A 15,209-nucleotide genomic window follows, 5' to 3' on the forward strand; every position below is an offset into this window, starting at 1 on the left:
GGGCCGGCGCCGTCAGTCCTGGACGCCGAGGACGGGCCTCGACCGCCAGCCCCACCACGCCGTGACGGCCAGCGCGAGGCCGGCGGCGGCGAACCCGATCCACGCCGCCCGGCTCGCCGGCTCCGTCCGGGCCGCGGCGAATCCGGCAAGGCCGACCGCCGACGCGTAGGTGGCGGGAACGAAGAGGCCGCGCCACGTGCGCTGCATGTTCTGGTACAGCACCCAGAGCGCGGAGCTCGGCGGCCTCTGCATCACGGCGAGCGAGACGGATCCGCCGCCGGGCCGGCCGCTCCAGAACCTCGGGGGCATGAGAAGCCGGTCGTACCAGAACAGGGTCATCAGATAGAGCAGGACTCCCACGCCGAGCGCGGCGAGGGACCCGCCGCGCACGACCGCCCAGTACGTCGTTGCCGGCGGACGGATGGCGTACTGACTGATGATGAACGTCAGCATCGCGGTGACGAAGCCGCCGAACACCTTGGCCGTATCCATCTTGGACCGGATCTTCGCGGTGACCTCGGCGATGTCGCCGGCGCCACCGCTCGTGAGTGCCCACATCGGCTCCCACCGCCGGCCGTCCCCCCGCAGGGCGACGAGTTCCGCACGGCCCAGTCCGGGAACGTCAGGCAGTCGCCCCCTCCTTGCGAGCAGGTCGGTGAGGAGCCAGCTCATGCCGGGATCGTGACCGACGATGAGCGCGGCGCACGCCGGACCCTGGCCGGTCAGAGTCGTGGTCATCTTCTTCAGCCAGGCCTGCGGATAGCGTTCCTGGCACGACACCTCCCGGCCGACGGCTTTCAGGGCAGGCAGAGAAGGCGGGCCGTCGCCGTATCGGGCGCGCAGCGCGGACGCCGTACGCTCGAAGCCGTCCCGGACCTCGCGGGCGGTGGCCGTTGCGGCGTTGGTCTCCTCGTGCAGGAAGCGGGTGACCGTGAGGGCCTGGCCGGCCCGGTCGAGGTCGTCGAGGGCGATGGCGAGTGCGCCGCCGATGTCGCGGGCCTCGGCGACCCCGTCCGGGGTCAGGATGCCGGACGGCGGGACGACTGACCCGCTCGGCGCGTCGACCGTCTCGTCACCGAGCCGGACCGCCGCCGCATGTCTCATGATCAGAATCCAGCATGTGTCCTTGTCACTCGATGGCCTGGCCATGAGGTTGTTGTACCGCGCCCGATGCGGCCGGCGCATCGGCCGACCGGGCTCGATGAAACGGTCCACGTCCGGCGCAGGCGGGCAGGCTGCTCCGGCCGAGCCCGCGGGCGATCGGTGTCCGATTTCCGGCGCAGCCTTGGTCGCGCACGGCCATCGGTGAAGGCTCGATTTCACGGCTGGCAGGCTGGAGGTGAGGATGCCATGACTCCCGCGTACGACGCACTCGAAGGGGCCCTCAGAGCGATCACCTTCGCGCAGACCGGGGGAGCCCCGGAGCTGTACGAGGCGGCCGCACGCCGGGTCATCGACGCCTTGGACCGGATCGGGGCGGACCAGGAATTCTTCGGACGGTTCGGCGGGGCCGGCACCCCTGTCTCGGAGGATCAGTGGCGGCAGGTCCAGGAGCTTCTCGGCGATGGGCTGCTCGACGTCATGTCGCGGATCAATTACATCCCGCCACCCGAGGCCCGGGAACTCCTCGCGGAAGCACGGCAACTTGTCGACGAGTTCCGGGAACAACGTTCGGAAGTCCCCTCGGAGGTCGTCGAGGACTGCAGAGCCGGGCTACGTGTGCAACCGGACAGCACTTAGGATCCGGCATGTCGATCCGCGGCACCTTCCGGACATTACCCGGCATTTCCCGTGAAGCGGCCATGCCGGGCTGGCTGTTCTGGGGAGGAGTGCTGACAACGCCCGTCGCAGCGTGTCTAGGGGCTGAATATGCCTCATTGGCGGGCGGCCTGTTCGGCAACGTCGCCGCGAACCTCGTCCTGCTCGGACCGAGCCTGATCATAACGCACGTGGTGGTGGAGAACTGGCGGCGAAAGCGCGTGACAACGGCGGCCGTCGGCCAGTTGGAGCGGGTTTCCGCCGCGCTCGGCGAAACGCTGGATTCGGTTGTCGAGGACTTGTCCACCGCGGACCCTGCCTTACGGCCGGCGCTTCGGCGAGTCGCCATCCCGGACCGGGGGCTCGATCTCGTTCTCCGAGCTTCGGTCATGGATCACACGTCAACGATTCTCGAGGACCTGGCGAACACCGAGCACGGGGCGGCAATCTTGATACCGAAACCCCGCAGTTTGACGCTCGCCGGCGAGGTGGCCCGTTTGCAGATCGCCATAGCAGGTGTTCAGCTGACGAATTCCCCGGCTGTGGAGACATACTTCCAGCAGATCATCGATGCCGCGGACAGCTGGGACGATCGGCGCGGCCGGACCTCGGCCGGCCACGATCTCCTGGAGCAGGCAATAACCCTGGTCAACAAGATGAAAGAACTGAGACGCCTGCTGATCAGCGGCCTTCCGGTCGACGCATCATCGTTGTCGTCGGGGCTGCGGACAGACCCATCGCCTGACCGGTGATGCCCGGACTCACGACCGGGCGATCTGACGATGCCGCTCAATCGTCGAAGGCGGCCAGGTGACGGGTGCGGGCCGCGGTGAGGTGCTCGCGCATCGCGGCTTCGGCGGCGTCCGGGTCGGCGGCGGCGATCGCGGCGGCGATCAGTTCGTGTTCGTGGCGGGTGGAGGCGGTTTCCGCGTACGGAAAATAGAGCCGGTGGATGTGCAGGTGGGCGTGCAGCCGGCCGATCGCCGTGCGGAGCAGCGGATTGCCGGCGGCCGCGGCGACCAGGTCGTGGAAACGGGCGTCGGCGGCGGTGAAGGCGGCATGCGAGCGGGGTGCGCTCACCGGGTACGAGACGGCGGCCTCGGACAGCAGCGCATCGCGCGCCGCGGCGTCGGCCCGGGTGGCCGCCCAGCGGGCGGCGGCCGTTTCCAGGACCAGCCGCATGTCGAACATGTCGGTGAATTCGGCGCGGGTCAGCAGGGGACTGACGGTGTAGCCGGCCAGGGGCCGTTTGCGCAGCAGGCCCTCGGACTCCAGCCGGGCCAGCGCCTCGCGCACCGGAGTGGGCGAAACCTCCAGTTCACGGGCCAGGCCGTCGATGTTGACCCGGTCCTCCGGGGCCATCCGGTGCTCCAGGATGAGCGATTTCAGTTGCTCATACACGTCGTCGCTGAGCACGGAACGGCGAATCGGCCCCGACACATCTACCTTCCTCAATAGAAAAGTTGACTACCGCATCGAAACACGTTAGACACGTACGCGGATCCTATAGGATCTACGAAAGGACCGCGTCGTGGATCCGTTCGCGAGGGTGTCGCTGGGCGGCACCGGCGTCACCGTCACCTGCCTCGGCATGGGCCTGGCCCCGATCGGCGGCCTGTTCACGCCGGTCGGCGACGCGGACGCGATCACCGCCGTGGACACCGCCTGGGAGCGGGGCGTCCGGTTCTTCGATACCGCCCCGCTGTACGGCGCGGGCCTGTCCGAGCGGAGAGGCGGCGCGGCCCTGCGCGGCCGGAGCCGGCCGGAGTTCACCATCGCCACCAAGGTCGGCCGCCGCCTGACGCCGGACCGGAATGCCGGGGCGGACATCTGGGCGGAGCCCTCCGGCGCCTCCTGGACCTGGGATTTCAGCGCCGCCGGCGTCCGGGACCAGCACCGGGAAAGCCTGGCGCGCCTCGGCGTCGACCGGGTCGACATCCTGCACCTGCACGACCCGGACGACCATTTCGGCCCGGCGCTGCACGAGGCCCTGCCGGCCCTGATCGAGCTGCGCGAAGCGGGCGCGATCGGCGCGGTCTCGGCCGGGATGAACCAGTCCGCGATGCTCACCGAGTTCGCCCGCACCGGCCACTTCGACTGTTTCCTGCTGGCCGGGCGGTACACCCTGCTGGACCAGTCCGGGCTCGCCGATCTGCTGCCCGAATGCGAGCGCCGTGGCATCGCGGTGCTCTGCGGCGGCGTCTACAACTCGGGGATTCTCGCCGACCCGTCGGAAACGGCGACTTTCGACTATCGGGCGGCTCCGCCCGCGGTGCTGGCGAAAGCGCGCGCGATGGCCGAGGTGTGCGCGCGGCACGGCGTACCTCTGCGGGCTGCCGCACTGCAATTCCCCCTGGCCCATCCCGCGGTCGCCTCCGTTCTGATCGGGATGCGCTCGGCCGCGGAAGCGGCCGACGCGGCCGCGATGGCCGCCCTCGACATTCCCGGCGGGCTCTGGCGCGACCTGATCAGATCCGGTCTGCTCGACGCGGACGTGCCGCACCCATGATCGTCGACGCGCATCAGCACGTGTGGACCGCGGACTATCCGTGGCTGGCCGCCGACGGGCTGGCCCCGATCCGGCGCGACTACACCATGGCCGACCTGCGCCCGCACCTGGCCGCCTGCGGCGTGCAGCGGACCGTGCTGGTCGAGGCCGGGCTCTGCCAGGCCGCCGAGACCAGCCGCTTCCTGGCCCTGGCGGCGCACACCCCGGAGATCGCCGGCGTGGTGGGCTGGGCCGGTCTGGCCGATCCCGACCTGCGCGCGATGCTGGCCCGGCACCGGTCCGGTCCGGGCGGCGACTGCCTGGTCGGGGTCCGCGACCAGGTCCAGGCCGGGCCGGACGACCTGCTCGACCAGCCCGGGGTCCGCGCCGGCCTGGCCACCGTCGCCGAGGCCGGCCTGGTCAACGAGCTGGTCGTACGCGCGTCCCAGCTCCCCTCGGTGGCCCGCGCCGTCGCCGCCCTGCCGGACGCCACGTTCGTCCTCGACCACCTGGGCAAACCGCCGTTCGGCGACCTGGACGGCTGGAAACGGCTGATCGCCCCGGTCGCCGCCTGCCCGAACGTGGCGGCGAAACTGTCCGGCCTGGTCACCGAGGCCGGACCGGGCTGGACCCGGGCGATGCTGCGCCCGTTCGTCCAGACCGCGCTCGACCTGTTCGGCCCGGACCGGCTGATGTTCGGCTCGGACTGGCCGGTGTGCGAGGTGGTGGCGACGTACGAGGAGGTCGCCGCCGTGCTCACCGGCATCCTCGGCGGCCGCCCCGGCGACATCTTCGGCCGCACCGCGACCCGCGTCTACCGATTGGAGAACCAATGAGGTACCTGCGCATCGGCGCGCCCGGCGCGGAGCGTCCGGTGCTCTACGCCGACGGCCAGCTGCGCGACCTGTCCGAGGTGACCGCGGACATCGACGGGCCGTTCCTGGCCGGTGGCGGCTTCACCGGCGACCCGGCCGAGCTGCCCCCGGCCGACCTGGACGGGCACCGGATCGGCGCGCCGATCGCGCGGCCCGGGGTGGTCCTCTGCGTCGGGCAGAACTACGCCGCGCACGCCGCCGAGGCCGGGGCGCAGCCGCCCGCCGAGCCGATCGTGTTCTACAAGGCGCCGAACACGGTGATCGGCCCGGACGACGACATCCTGATCCCGCCCGGCTCGAAACGCACCGACTGGGAGGTCGAGCTGGGCGTGGTGATCGGGCGGACGGCCCGCTACCTCACCTCGCCGGAGGAGGCACTGGGGCACGTCGCCGGCTACGTGCTCTCCAACGACGTGTCCGAACGGGAGTACCAGCTGGACCGCTCCGGCGGGCAGTGGTCGAAGGGCAAGTCGTGCGAGACGTTCAACCCGCTCGGGCCGTGGCTGGTCACCCCGGACGAGGTCGGCTTCCCGCTGCGGCTGCGTTCCTGGGTCAACGACGCGCCGCGGCAGGACTCCAGCACCGCCGACATGATCTTCGACGTCGGGTTCCTGATCTGGCACCTCTCCCAGTTCACCGTGCTGGAGCCGGGTGACCTGATCAACACCGGGACGCCGGAGGGGGTGGCGCTGAGCGGGCGGTTCCCCTACCTGAGCGCCGGTGACGTGGTGGAGATGGAGATCGACGGGCTGGGGCGGCAGCGCTCGGTGGTCAAAGGATGACGATCGCCGCGGTGACCACGCACGACATCCGGTTCCCGACCTCGCGGGAGCTGGACGGGTCGGACGCGATGAACCCGGACCCGGACTACTCGGCGGCCTACGTGGTGCTGCGGGCCGACGACGGATCCGAGGGGCACGGGTTCACGTTCACCATCGGGCGGGGCAACGAGGTGTGCCGGGCCGCGATCGACGCCCTGGCGCCGCTGGTCATCGGGAAACCGATCGACGATCTTTACCAGCGGCTGACCCACGACTCGCAGATCCGGTGGCTCGGGCCGGAGAAGGGCGTCATGCACCTGGCGACGGCGGCGCTGGTCAACGCGGCGTGGGACCTGCGGGCGAAGAGGGCCGGGCTGCCGCTGTGGGAGCTGCTGTCGTCGCTCTCCCCCGACGAGATCGTCTCCCTGGTGGACTGGCGGTATCTGACCGACGCGCTGACACCCGCCGCCGCTCGCGATGTGTTGTCCGATTTATCGAATAAAAGAGCAGGCCGGGTTACTGAGCTGAAAGATCACGGCTACCCGGCCTACACCACGTCCGTGGGCTGGCTCGGCTACGCCGACGACAAGATCGAGAGGCTCGCTCGGCAAGCGGTCGCCGACGGCTTCCGGATGGTCAAACTCAAGGTCGGGGCAGACCTGCGAGACGACGTACGCCGATGCGCGCTGGCCCGCTCGGTACTGGGTCCGGACGTGCGGATCGCCGTCGACGCGAACCAGCGCTGGAGCGTCCCGGACGCGGTCGCCTGGATGACCGAGCTCGCCAGGTTCGACCCGTGGTGGATCGAGGAGCCGACCAGCCCGGACGACGTGCTCGGGCACGCCGCGATCCGCCGCGCGCTGCACCCGATCCGGGTGGCGACCGGTGAGCACGTCGCCAACCGGGTGGTCTTCAAGCAGCTGTTGCAGGCCGACGCCGTCGACGTCGTCCAGCTCGACGCGTGCCGGGTCGCCGGGGTCAACGAGAACCTGGCCGTTCTGCTGCTGGCCGCGGCGTACGGAAAACCGGTCTGCCCGCACGCCGGAGGCGTCGGTCTGTGTGAAGCGGTCCGTCACCTGTCCTTCTTCGACTACGTCGCGGTCTCCGGCTCGCTCGACGACCGGGTCATCGAATACGTCGACCACCTGCACGAACACTTCCTCGACCCGGCCCTTGTCGCGGGCGGCCGCTACCTGGCCCCCAGCGTGCCGGGATTCTCCACCCAGATGCGTCCCGAGTCGCTGGCCCGGTACGCCTACCCGGAAGGCGAGGCATGGCGATGAGAGATCTGGACGGTCTGGTCGCGGCGATCACCGGTGGCGGCTCGGGCATCGGCGCGGCGTGCGCGCGCCGGCTGGCCGCGGCCGGGGCGAAGGTCGGCATCCTCGACCTCGACCCGGCCAACTCCCCCGGCCTGCCGCTGAAGACCGACGTGCGCGACGCGGCGTCGCTGGAGGCGGCGTTCACCGAACTGACCGACGCCTACGGCGGCCTGGACATCCTGGTCAACAGCGCCGGCATCTCGGCGGTCGGCACCGTCGAGGCCAACGACGACGCCGAGTGGTCCCGGGTCCTGGACGTGAACGTCACCGGGGTGGCCCGCGCCAGCCGCGCCGCCCTGCCCTACCTGCGCCGCTCCCGCACCCCGGTGATCGTCAACCTGTCCTCGATCGCCGCGACCGCCGGTCTGGTCGAGCGGGCCCTGTACTGCGCGTCGAAGGGCGCCGTGCACGCTTTGACCCTGGCGATGGCCGCGGACCTGGTCGGCGAGGGCATCCGGGTGTGTTGCGTGGCGCCGGGCACGGTGGACACGCCGTGGGTGGCGCGGCTGCTCTCGCACGCCGCCGACCCGGAGGCGGAGCGCGAACGCCTCGCGGCCCGGCAGCCGACCGGTCGCCTGGTGACCGCGGACGAGGTGGCGGCGGCGGTGCAGTACCTGGCCAGTCCGGCCTCGGGCGCGACCACGGGCATGTCCCTGGCGGTCGACGGCGGCATGTCCGGCCTGCGCCTGCCCTCGCGCTGAGCCCATCCGCGGTCCCTGGGCCCGGGCCGGGACGCCGCACCGGGTCGGCGGCTGCGCGCAGCGCCTGGGCGGGTCGGCCGCTTCGGGCTTCACGGCGGGGACCGTGCTCCGGGCGTACCGGAAGCAGGGGTTGATGTGGAAGGGGTGACTGTGGACGTGGTGCCGCAGACTCGGAGTCTCTGACGACGAGCTGAGGAGGCGCCGGTGGTTCGTGTGCTGCGGTGGGTGGTCCCGCTGGGTGTGGTGGCGGCTCTGTTCGTCTGGTGGGCGTCCTACGCCACCACGATCTTCGTGTGGGAGCTGCGCAAGCTGAGCCCGTGGCTGGTGCTGCTGGCCCTCGTCGTCCTGCTGGCGTCCGTTCCCCACGTGGCCGGCGCCGTCCAGTTCCGCCGCCGGGAGCGGCGCTCCGGCGCGATCCCGGTGCTGGCCTGGATGGGTGCGGTGACCGGGCTGTTGCTCGGGATCGGCTGGCTCGTCTACGACTCCTACCTGCGCGATCGTGACTACGCGGCGGCGATCAGCGTGGTCGGCGACCCGGTGCCCGGCCTCGCCGCCCGCGCGCCGTACCTGGTCGGCAAGGCGCAGACCGCGCCGAACCTGGGCGACGTCACCGGCGAGGTCTCCGACATCACCTACCTGCCGGATCTGGACCGGTTCGGCACCCTCGTCGAGCGGCGCGGCTGGCTGTCCGGTTACGAGGTCGGCGTCGTCCAGCAGGTCCCGCTGGGCAGCAACAGCCGCACGTCGCAGCGCTGCTCGTTCGACCTCGACGCGGCCGGCGCCCGGGTCGGCGGCTGGTTCTCGCACAACCTGGGGCGGAAGATCTCCGCGGAACAGCGGTGGGTCCGCTTCGACGCCCGGGACGTCTACGGGTACTGCGCGGGCGACACCCCGATGGTCGTGGTCCCGCTCAAACGCCAGGTCGGGATCTTCACGGTGACCGAGCGCCCGGCCGGCGTCGCGCTCTACAACGGCCGGACCGGCACGTTGACCGTCACGACGGACGCCGCGGCGGTGCCGGGACCGACGTACCCGATCAGCCTCGCCAAGCGGCAGCGGGAGGCCAGCGCCGGGATCGGCGGCTTCGCCGACTGGTGGTTCGACCGCTCCGGCTGGGACGCCTCCGAGGACGGTGCCAACGAGGGCAACAACTCCGAGTTCACGCTGCGCTACGCCGATGGTGCCGGCAGTGCCTACGTCACCCCGCTCACCCCGCAGGGCGAGGCGAGTTCCGTGGTGGCGGTTTCCATGGTCCCGACCCGGCAGACCGGCCAGGCGCTCGCGCCGCTGACCGTGCACCGGCTCGACCCGACGTGGTCGTCGCCGCAGGCCGTCGTCGCGCTGATCAAGGCCGAGTACCGGGACGTCTGCTGCTACAACGACGACCAGGTCTTCGAGGTCATCCCGACCGGCGGCAGCACCTGGACGGCCACGGTCGGCAGCGAGCAGAGCATCCGCTACCGGGTGGAGGGCCGTGGCCAGGTGGACGGGCGGGAGGCCACCTGCCTGCGGACCGCCGAGGGCGCGCTGGTGCGGTGCGCGTACGCGGCGCCCGGGTCGCCCGAGGAGCAGGAACTCAAGCGGATGGAGCAGCAGCAGCAGCAGCAGCAGCAGGAACAGAAGCAGTCCACGGAACCGGCCGGGGATCTGTCCAAGTACACCGACCAGCAGCTGGCCGACCTGAACAAGCGGGTGTCCGACGAGGTCAACCGCCGCCTCGGCAACCGCTGACGCGTGCCGGGGCGCATAGGGTTCCGGACATGACCGATCGACCGCCGCTGGCCGAGCAGTTCGACATGACGCCGCATCCGGAGGGCGGGTGGTTCCGGGAGACCTGGCGGTCCCCGCACACCTTCCCGCCGGAGGGGTACGACGGGCTGCGGGCCGCCGCGACCGCCATCTACTTCCTGCTCCACCCGGGCGAACGGTCGGCGTGGCACGTGGTGCGCTCGGACGAGCTGTGGTTCTGGCACTCCGGTGGGCCGCTGACGCTGACCCTCGGCGGGACCGGCGAGCGGCCCGGCGCCGAGCGGCCGCTGCTGCTCGGGCCGGATCTCGCCGCCGGCCAGCAGCCGCAGTTGCTGGTGCCGGCCGGCTGCTGGCAGGCGGCCGAGCCGGCCGGCCCCGATCCGGTGGTGGTCAGTTGCGTGGTCGCGCCCGGTTTCGAGTACGCCGACTGGCGGCTGCTCTGACCGCGGTGCTCACCTGCCCGGCGCGGCTGCCGATGATGGTGGACGTGAAATCCGCCCGCACGCCCGCCGGTGAGCTGGTGATGCTCGTCGACGAGGCCGCTCGGCTGGTCCGCGACCCGCAGCGTCGCGTCGCGCTGGCTCGCCAAGGACTCGAGCGTGCCGCCGCGCTGGGCGACGAGGTCGCCCGCGTGCGCTGCACGGCGATGGTCACGGAGTTCACCGCCCGCCACGGCCAGCCGGTGGACGCCCTGCCCACGGCGCTGAGCCTGGTCGGCGAGGCCGACGCGCTCGGCGATCCCCTGGCGATCGCCCAGGCGCATCACACCGCGGCGATGTGCCTGCACCTGCTCGATTGCGTTCCGGAGTCGATGGAGCACGGGCACGAGGCGCTGGAGGCGTACCGGGCAGCCGGTGACGCCTACGGCGAGGGCCGGGTGCTCAGCCTCGTCGCGACGCTCTGGGCCGAGATGGGCGACCGGCACCAGGCCCTGGAGCTGTTCGAGCAGGCCCATGACCTGTTCCTCGCCTGTGCGGACCCCAGCGGCGCCGCGACGATGCTGGCCATGATGGCCGACGGCCAGCGGGAGATCGGTGACCCGGTCGCCGCCGCCGGCACCTGCGAGCGCGCACTGCGGCTGTTCGGCACCGCGGGGATGCCGGTGGACGCGCAGCGGGCGATGACCGCGTACGCGCAAGTCCTGGCGGATCTGCACCGCCTGGAGGAGGCCGAGCGGTGGCTGGACCGGGCGGCGGACCACAACCGCCTGCCCGGCGGCGCCGTCGCCAACCAGGGATACGAGGTGAATCGGCTCCTGGTGCTGGTCCGTACCGTGCTGAACCCCTCGGCACGCTGGGATGCGGCACGCGAGACGCTGGAGCGCGTGATCGGCCTCGCCGGGGCGCTGCACTCGCAGCGCTCGGGAGCGCAGGCCGAGTCGCTGCTCGCCGAGGTGCTGCACGCGACCGGTGACGACGCCGGGGCCTATCAGCATCTGCTTCGGTGCCGGGAGCTGGCCGACGCCGCCGCGCACGGTGCGCACGACCGCCGCATCCAGGCTCTCCGGGTGCGCTTCGAGGTCGCGCAGGCGCAGCGGGAGGCGGCACAGTATCGCCGGCAGACTGAGGCCCAGGCCGCGATCATCGCGGAACTGGAGCAGGCCCGGGCGACGCTCGCCGGTCAGATGGCGGATCTCCAGCGGCTCAACGAGGAGGTCCTGCACCTGAGCCGGACCGACCCGCTGACCGGCATCGCGAACCGCCGGCGGGTGACCGAGTACCTCACCGACCTGTCCAAGATCAACCAGCGGTACGGCGCGCCCCCGGTCGCCGTCGCCCTCTTCGACGTGGACAAGTTCAAGCACGTCAACGACCGCTACGGGCACGAGGCGGGCGACCGGGTCCTGGTGGCGTTGAGCCGGCTGATGGCGGATCACCTGCGGGTCACCGACCTGCCGGCACGGCTGGGCGGTGACGAGTTCGTGATCGTCATGCCCGGCATCTCGCTGGACGGCGCCATGCGAGCCTGCCACCGCCTGCTCGAGGCGGTGCGCGGGTATCCGTGGGAGCAGATCACCCCCGGGCTCGCGGTGCGCATCTCGATCGGCGTCGCCGACGGTTCCGGGCTGACCGACCCGGACGAGATGCTGCGCAACGCCGACACAGCCCTCTATCGGGCCAAGGAGGCCGGCCGGGACGCGGTGATGGCCGGCTCCCCGTAAGGCTCACATGGTGCTGAGCCGTGCTTCGGCGTGCGCGATGAAGTCGCGGACACCGCGGTGCCGGCCGCCACGGCGCAGATCGGTCAGCAGGTCGCGCACCAGGCTCACGGCGCGGCGCGAGCGCACCTGCTCGAGCCGGTCGATCACGACCCGCCCGACCACGCACGCCTGCTCCGGCTCACCAGCGGTCACGTACCCATCGGCGAGGTAAAGGCCTTCGTAGATCGCCGCCCGGGGACGGGGATGCCCCGGTGCGACGAGCGTCGCCGGGCGCAACATCGCGGTTCCCTCGCGCACCAGCGTCCGGGCGCGGGCCCGCCGGCCCCGGACGAGTTCGTCACGAGCCAGTCGCAGCAGGGTGCGGGCGGCCATCGGCTCGGCCGTGTCCGCGGCCACCCGACGCACCCACTCCGGCTCGTCCCCGGCGGGCGCCGCGGCCATCGCGGTGGCTCGGTCCGCCACCCGGCGGGCGGAGCGCTCGTCGCCGGCGAGGGCATGCGCGTACGCGAGCTGTCCGGCGGCGAAACTGCGGGTGGCAGTGGTGCCGGCGGCGGCCTCGAGCGCCGCCTGCCCGATGTCCACCGCGTCGGCGGGGCGTCCCGCGACGGCGACGTTCGCCGAGAGGTCTCGCAACAGGTGGGCGACGAGCCTGCGGTCACCGCCCTCGTGCGCGGCGCGCAACCCCACGACGAGATAGCGCTGCGATTCGCGGTGCCGCCCGGCGTCCATGGCCAGCCACGCGGCGAGTTGCGCCAACTGTGCCGCCACGACCGTCAACCGCCGGTTGAGCCGCTCGCCGCGGTGATCCTGCTCCAGCAGCTCCCGCGTCGCCTGGTACTGAGCCGCGACGTAGCCGAGGGCGTCCAGGCTGTCGGAGCCGGCGGCGGCCCCGCGCAACGCGTCGACCCCTCGTTCGGCAACGGTCACCAGTTCGAGGCCGGCATCAGGGTCATCGGGTGCCGATTGCCCACCCGGTCGCGGGCGCAGAAACGCTCGGGCGACGTCGGGGAGCCGCTGGCCGGCCGTCCACAACTCCTCGGCGGCGATGGGCCGGCCCAGGGCGTCGGCGAGCACCCGGACCGCGTAGAGCGCCACCGGTGGGTAGGGCACCCGGCCGCGGTCGCGCCAGTGGTAGGGCGCCGACTCGGAGATGGTGCCGGGGCCGTAGACGGCATTGATGCGCCGCGCCAGGGTCCGAGGTGTCCACCGCAGCTCGGCGAGGCACTGTGCGAGCACGTCGTTGGGCGGTCCGGTCCCGGCCATGGCGCAAGGTTAACAACGTTGACGGCATCGACACATGGCAATGCCCTGGGGCTCTCGTTTGGATACGGAGGAGACAGCGTGAACCCGTACCCGGAAAGGGCACTCGATGGACCACGACCACGACGGCGACATCTTCAACCGCGGCCTCCAGTTCGACCTGACGACGCTGCTGCGCCGTCGCCAGATGCTCGGACTTGCCCTCGGCGCCGGCCTCGCCGGCCTGGCGGCCGGCCCCGCGTTCGCCGCGAGTGCGACGGAGTCCCCGTCCGCCGCGACCGCCGCCGCCTGCCAGACCATCCCCACGGAGACCGGGGGTCCGTTCCCCGGCGACGGCACGAACGGCCCCAACATCCTCACCCAGAGCGGCATCGTCCGCAGCGACCTGCGAACCAGCTTCGGCACCGGTTCCGCCACCGCCGGCGGCGTCAACCTGACTCTGCGCCTCACGGTGCTGTCCGCGGCGACCTGCGCTCCGTACAGCGGGGCCGCCGTATACCTCTGGGGGTGCGACCGGGAGGGCCGGTACTCGATGTACTCCGCCGGCGTCACGCAGGAGAACTATTGCCGTGGCGTACAGGCGGCCGGCTCCGACGGCCGGCTGACGTTCACCACCATCTTCCCCGGATGCTATCCGGGGCGCTGGCCGCACCTTCACTTCGAGGTGTACCCGAGCCTGGCCAGGGCCACCTCGGCGAGCGGGAAACTCAAGACGTCGCAGCTGGCATTCCCGGCCGACATCTGCCGCACCGTTTACCGCACGGCCGGTTATCAGGCCAGCATCACCAATCTCGCGCGCGTGTCGCTGTCCAGCGACAGTGTCTTCCGGGACGGATACAGCCAGCAGATGGTCACCATCTCCGGCACCCCGCAGTCCGGATACGTCGCGAACCTGACGATCACCGTGTAACCGCATCCGTGCGGTAGGCGCCGGCTCGCGGCCGCCTACCGCACGGAACCCCCCGATCGGGTGATCAGCCCACGCGTTCGATGACAGCGCGCCGGATCAGGAACTTGCCAGGCTCGCGCACCTGCTCGAACGCCGCGTTGTTGAGCAGCACGCAACTGCCGGACACGGACGTCACCTTGACCGTGATGCTCTTGTTGTTGTCGAGGTTGGTGACCTTCAGAACGGTCCCGGCCGGGAACGTGCCACTCGACGCGGCGGGCGCCCCGCCCTCACCGGACAGGGTTACCGTCGACCCCTTGCAGACCACCTCGCCGCCACCGGAGCTCTGCCCAGCGGCCTGCGCGCCCTGGCCTGCCCCGTTCTGCGCAGCCTGACCCGCGCCGTTGTTCTGCTTACCGGCCCCGTTCTGCGCAGCCTGACCGGCGCCGTTGTTCTGCTTACCGGCACCAGCGGCCACCTCACCGGCCACGTCCGCAGTGCATCCCGCGGTGGCACGCCGCTGATTGATCAGGTCCACCACCGCCTGCCGGTTCGCGATCCGCCCCGCCGACTGAGCATCCGGATTGGCCTTCTGCCCCGCGATGAACTGCAAGTTCTGCCGCAACGCCTGATCGAGGCCGACGCAACTCTCGGTAGCGCCGTTTTCCCCGGCACTACTCACCCCGGTGCTGACGGCAAAGGCGCCGCCGACTAGCGCCACCGCCGACAGGGCGAGCATGACCTTGCGAGACGTCCCAGAAAACGGCTGCCGCCTGGTTCGATACATCGCATCGCTCCTTCGCTCTCAGGCTGCTTCGATGCAGCACTCACAGTTACGAAGGAAGCCGGGGAGCCGGTTGAGTACGCGTACCTTAAAGATCCTTAAACATCCTTAAGGACCCACCCGCGCGGCGGTCAGCCGGTGACCATCCCGATCAGAGCGTTGCCGCCCAGCATGATCAGGTCGGCGCCGGCGACGAAGGCCATGCCGCGCCGCATCAACTGGGCGCTCGCCTCGGGATCGGGGCTGAGGATGCCGCGCGCCGCGCAGATCAGCGCGCACACGACCAGCGCGATGCCGGGAACCAGCAGCAGGCCGACCGAGCGCGGAGTGTGCCCGCCGGCCACCAGCAGGCTCAGCATCACCGCCGGCAGGACCCCGAACAGCAGCACGGCGCCCACGCCGAGCCACCGCAACGTCCGCACCACGTCCGTCATGCCACCCACCCTTTCGCGGGCTGCGCG

16 protein-coding genes are annotated in these 15,209 nt (G+C 71.4%); 11 read left to right on the forward strand and 5 right to left on the reverse strand.

Going from position 1 to position 15,209, the window contains the following annotated elements; all coding sequences use genetic code 11:
- Nucleotides 1-12 precede the first annotated feature (12 nt).
- Complete coding sequence (locus Aiant_RS44040; protein ID WP_189330568.1) at nucleotides 13-1,104, reverse strand: hypothetical protein; 1,092 nt, start codon at nucleotides 1,102-1,104, stop codon at nucleotides 13-15.
- 246 nt (nucleotides 1,105-1,350) lie between these two features.
- On the opposite strand from Aiant_RS44040, the gene Aiant_RS44045 reads away from it, so the two are divergent.
- Together Aiant_RS44045 and Aiant_RS44050 are read left to right on the forward strand one after the other, a co-directional pair.
- Nucleotides 1,351-1,740, forward strand: a complete 390-nt coding sequence (locus Aiant_RS44045; protein WP_189330569.1) for a hypothetical protein — start codon at nucleotides 1,351-1,353, stop codon at nucleotides 1,738-1,740.
- A gap of 8 nt (nucleotides 1,741-1,748) precedes the next feature.
- Nucleotides 1,749-2,510 carry a hypothetical protein gene (locus tag Aiant_RS44050; RefSeq protein ID WP_189330570.1) on the forward strand — a complete coding sequence of 254 codons (762 nt, stop codon included), beginning with the start codon at nucleotides 1,749-1,751 and terminating at the stop codon, nucleotides 2,508-2,510.
- 37 nt (nucleotides 2,511-2,547) lie between these two features.
- Here the strand turns inward: Aiant_RS44050 and Aiant_RS44055 are convergent, their stop codons facing one another.
- Nucleotides 2,548-3,198 (reverse strand): GntR family transcriptional regulator, encoded by a 651-nt coding sequence (locus Aiant_RS44055; RefSeq protein WP_229830012.1) that lies wholly within the window; start codon nucleotides 3,196-3,198, stop codon nucleotides 2,548-2,550.
- Between the two features lie 91 nt (nucleotides 3,199-3,289).
- On the opposite strand from Aiant_RS44055, the gene Aiant_RS44060 reads away from it, so the two are divergent.
- The 8 genes from Aiant_RS44060 to Aiant_RS44095 all read left to right on the forward strand — a co-directional run bounded on the left by Aiant_RS44060 (nucleotide 3,290) and on the right by Aiant_RS44095 (nucleotide 11,815).
- The gene (locus Aiant_RS44060) at nucleotides 3,290-4,267 is read left to right on the forward strand and encodes an aldo/keto reductase (protein ID WP_229830013.1); all 978 of its coding nucleotides are present in this window, start codon (nucleotides 3,290-3,292) and stop codon (nucleotides 4,265-4,267) included.
- A complete protein-coding gene (locus tag Aiant_RS44065) occupies nucleotides 4,264-5,082 on the forward strand; it encodes an amidohydrolase family protein (protein WP_189330571.1) in 819 nt (272 codons plus the stop codon). The genes Aiant_RS44060 and Aiant_RS44065 overlap by 4 nt, the downstream gene beginning before the upstream one ends.
- On the forward strand, nucleotides 5,079-5,903 hold the full coding sequence (locus Aiant_RS44070; RefSeq protein WP_189330572.1) for a fumarylacetoacetate hydrolase family protein: 825 nt from the start codon (nucleotides 5,079-5,081) through the stop codon (nucleotides 5,901-5,903). Before Aiant_RS44065 ends, Aiant_RS44070 begins: the two co-directional genes overlap by 4 nt.
- On the forward strand, nucleotides 5,900-7,165 hold the full coding sequence (locus Aiant_RS44075) for an enolase C-terminal domain-like protein (RefSeq protein WP_189330573.1): 1,266 nt from the start codon (nucleotides 5,900-5,902) through the stop codon (nucleotides 7,163-7,165). The genes Aiant_RS44070 and Aiant_RS44075 overlap by 4 nt, the downstream gene beginning before the upstream one ends.
- Nucleotides 7,156-7,905, forward strand: a complete 750-nt coding sequence (locus tag Aiant_RS44080; protein ID WP_306415819.1) for an SDR family NAD(P)-dependent oxidoreductase — start codon at nucleotides 7,156-7,158, stop codon at nucleotides 7,903-7,905. Before Aiant_RS44075 ends, Aiant_RS44080 begins: the two co-directional genes overlap by 10 nt.
- A 204-nt stretch (nucleotides 7,906-8,109) precedes the next feature.
- Nucleotides 8,110-9,636, forward strand: coding sequence for a hypothetical protein (locus Aiant_RS44085; RefSeq protein WP_189330574.1), 1,527 nt, complete (start codon nucleotides 8,110-8,112; stop codon nucleotides 9,634-9,636).
- A gap of 29 nt (nucleotides 9,637-9,665) precedes the next feature.
- Entirely contained in the window at nucleotides 9,666-10,097 is a 432-nt protein-coding gene (locus Aiant_RS44090) for a cupin domain-containing protein (RefSeq protein WP_189330575.1), read from the forward strand.
- Between the two features lie 44 nt (nucleotides 10,098-10,141).
- Nucleotides 10,142-11,815, forward strand: a complete 1,674-nt coding sequence (locus tag Aiant_RS44095) for a diguanylate cyclase (RefSeq protein ID WP_189330576.1) — start codon at nucleotides 10,142-10,144, stop codon at nucleotides 11,813-11,815.
- A 3-nt stretch (nucleotides 11,816-11,818) separates the two neighbouring features.
- On the opposite strand, the gene Aiant_RS44100 is transcribed toward Aiant_RS44095, so the two are convergent.
- Nucleotides 11,819-13,078 (reverse strand): NsdA family TPR-like regulatory protein, encoded by a 1,260-nt coding sequence (locus tag Aiant_RS44100; protein WP_189330577.1) that lies wholly within the window; start codon nucleotides 13,076-13,078, stop codon nucleotides 11,819-11,821.
- A gap of 106 nt (nucleotides 13,079-13,184) precedes the next feature.
- Here Aiant_RS44100 and Aiant_RS44105 point away from each other — a divergent pair, with 106 nt between their 5' ends.
- Nucleotides 13,185-13,985 carry an intradiol ring-cleavage dioxygenase gene (locus Aiant_RS44105; protein ID WP_189330578.1) on the forward strand — a complete coding sequence of 267 codons (801 nt, stop codon included), beginning with the start codon at nucleotides 13,185-13,187 and terminating at the stop codon, nucleotides 13,983-13,985.
- A 64-nt stretch (nucleotides 13,986-14,049) separates the two neighbouring features.
- Here the strand turns inward: Aiant_RS44105 and Aiant_RS44110 are convergent, their stop codons facing one another.
- Together Aiant_RS44110 and Aiant_RS44115 are read right to left on the reverse strand one after the other, a co-directional pair.
- Nucleotides 14,050-14,751, reverse strand: a complete 702-nt coding sequence (locus Aiant_RS44110) for an RlpA-like double-psi beta-barrel domain-containing protein (RefSeq protein WP_229830014.1) — start codon at nucleotides 14,749-14,751, stop codon at nucleotides 14,050-14,052.
- Nucleotides 14,752-14,879: 128 nt separating this feature from the next.
- Nucleotides 14,880-15,182 carry a hypothetical protein gene (locus Aiant_RS44115; protein ID WP_189330579.1) on the reverse strand — a complete coding sequence of 101 codons (303 nt, stop codon included), beginning with the start codon at nucleotides 15,180-15,182 and terminating at the stop codon, nucleotides 14,880-14,882.
- Between the last annotated feature and the right edge of the window lie 27 nt (nucleotides 15,183-15,209).

Origin of the sequence: Actinoplanes ianthinogenes (genome assembly GCF_018324205.1) — a bacterium.
Taxonomy (GTDB): Bacteria; Actinomycetota; Actinomycetes; order Mycobacteriales; family Micromonosporaceae; genus Actinoplanes; species Actinoplanes ianthinogenes.

Bases quoted from the DNA above. Each gene is read 5' to 3' on its own strand.
- Aiant_RS44040 (WP_189330568.1), bottom strand. From the start codon at position 1,104: ATGAGACATGCGGCGGCGGTCCGGCTCGGTGACGAGACGGTCGACGCG.
- Aiant_RS44045 (WP_189330569.1), top strand. From the start codon at position 1,351: ATGACTCCCGCGTACGACGCACTCGAAGGGGCCCTCAGAGCGATCACC.
- Aiant_RS44050 (WP_189330570.1), top strand. From the start codon at position 1,749: ATGTCGATCCGCGGCACCTTCCGGACATTACCCGGCATTTCCCGTGAA.
- Aiant_RS44065 (WP_189330571.1), top strand. From the start codon at position 4,264: ATGATCGTCGACGCGCATCAGCACGTGTGGACCGCGGACTATCCGTGG.
- Aiant_RS44070 (WP_189330572.1), top strand. From the start codon at position 5,079: ATGAGGTACCTGCGCATCGGCGCGCCCGGCGCGGAGCGTCCGGTGCTC.
- Aiant_RS44075 (WP_189330573.1), top strand. From the start codon at position 5,900: ATGACGATCGCCGCGGTGACCACGCACGACATCCGGTTCCCGACCTCG.
- Aiant_RS44080 (WP_306415819.1), top strand. From the start codon at position 7,156: ATGGCGATGAGAGATCTGGACGGTCTGGTCGCGGCGATCACCGGTGGC.
- Aiant_RS44090 (WP_189330575.1), top strand. From the start codon at position 9,666: ATGACCGATCGACCGCCGCTGGCCGAGCAGTTCGACATGACGCCGCAT.
- Aiant_RS44100 (WP_189330577.1), bottom strand. From the start codon at position 13,078: ATGGCCGGGACCGGACCGCCCAACGACGTGCTCGCACAGTGCCTCGCC.
- Aiant_RS44105 (WP_189330578.1), top strand. From the start codon at position 13,185: ATGGACCACGACCACGACGGCGACATCTTCAACCGCGGCCTCCAGTTC.
- Aiant_RS44110 (WP_229830014.1), bottom strand. From the start codon at position 14,751: ATGTATCGAACCAGGCGGCAGCCGTTTTCTGGGACGTCTCGCAAGGTC.
- Aiant_RS44115 (WP_189330579.1), bottom strand. From the start codon at position 15,182: ATGACGGACGTGGTGCGGACGTTGCGGTGGCTCGGCGTGGGCGCCGTG.